This window comes from Breznakia blatticola (assembly GCF_004365815.1).
Lineage (GTDB): Bacteria > Bacillota_I > Bacilli_A > Erysipelotrichales > Erysipelotrichaceae > Breznakia > Breznakia blatticola.
Genome location: NZ_SODD01000077.1, coordinates 1 through 1185, shown reverse-complemented (window position 1 = coordinate 1185; position 1185 = coordinate 1). Strand labels below are relative to the sequence as shown.

The 1185-nt window shown below is 49.3% G+C and carries 1 rRNA gene (only partly in view); it reads left to right on the top strand.

Annotated elements, in window-relative coordinates:
- Positions 1 to 1185: ribosomal RNA gene (locus tag EDD63_RS11320) — 23S ribosomal RNA — on the top strand; its annotated part reaches 1055 nt to the left of the window's first position; the annotation flags it as partial.

Sequence of the window (1185 nt, the reverse complement as noted above, 5' to 3'; positions counted from 1 at the left end):
ACAGATATATTCGGCAGTCAGACTGTGGGTGATAAGGTCCATGGTCAAAAGGGAAACAGCCCAGATCACCAGCTAAGGTCCCAAAATGTATGCTAAGTGGAAAACGATGTGGGGATGCACAGACAACTAGGAGGTTGGCTCAGAAGCAGCCATCCTTTAAAGAGTGCGTAACAGCTCACTAGTCGAGTGACCCTGCGCGGAAAATGTACCGGGGCTAAGCATACTACCGAAGCTGTGGATTCGTATCTATTAGATATGAGTGGTAGAGGAGCGTTCCATTCGTCGTTGAAGCTGTACCGTAAGGAGCAGTGGAGAGTATGGAAGTGAGAATGCCGGTGTGAGTAGCGAGATGTAGGTGAGAATCCTACACACCGATAGCCTAAGGTTTCCAGGGGAAGGTTCGTCCGCCCTGGGTAAGTCAGGACCTAAGATGAGGCCGAAAGGCGTAGTCGATGGACAACAGGTTGATATTCCTGTACCCGCGTAAAAATGATGGAGTGACGGAGACGGTTAGTATATGCCACTTAATGGATTGTGGTCTAAGCGAGGTAGCTTGTATGTAGGAAAATCCGCATACTATAAGGCGAAGGCGTGATGGGGAAGCGAAAGCATTCGTGCGAGTAGTGAAGTATATGATACCGGCTTCCAAGAAAAGCTTCTAGTATTAATTTTATGACGGCCTGTACCGAAACCGACACAGGTGGGCAAGGCGAGAAGCCTGAGGTGAGCGAGAGAACTGTTGCCAAGGAACTCGGCAAAATGGTCCCGTACGTTCGCAAGAAGGGACGCTCTATAAATAGAGCCGCAGTGAATAGGCCCAAGCGACTGTTTATCTAAAACACAGCTCTCTGCTAAGTTGAAAGACGACGTATAGGGGGTGACTCCTGCCCGGTGCTGGAAGGTTAAGGGAATCTGTTAGAGCTAGACTCGAAGCAGTGCACTGAAGCCCCAGTGAACGGCGGCCGTAACTATAACGGTCCTAAGGTAGCGAAATTCCTTGTCAGGTAAGTTCTGACCCGCACGAAAGGAGTAACGATTTGGGCGCTGTCTCGGCAGCAGACTCGGTGAAATCTTAGTACCTGTGAAAATGCAGGTTACCCGCAACTAGACGGAAAGACCCCATGGAGCTTTACTGTAGCTTGATATTGAGTTTTGATTAAACATGTACAGGATAGGTGGGAGACG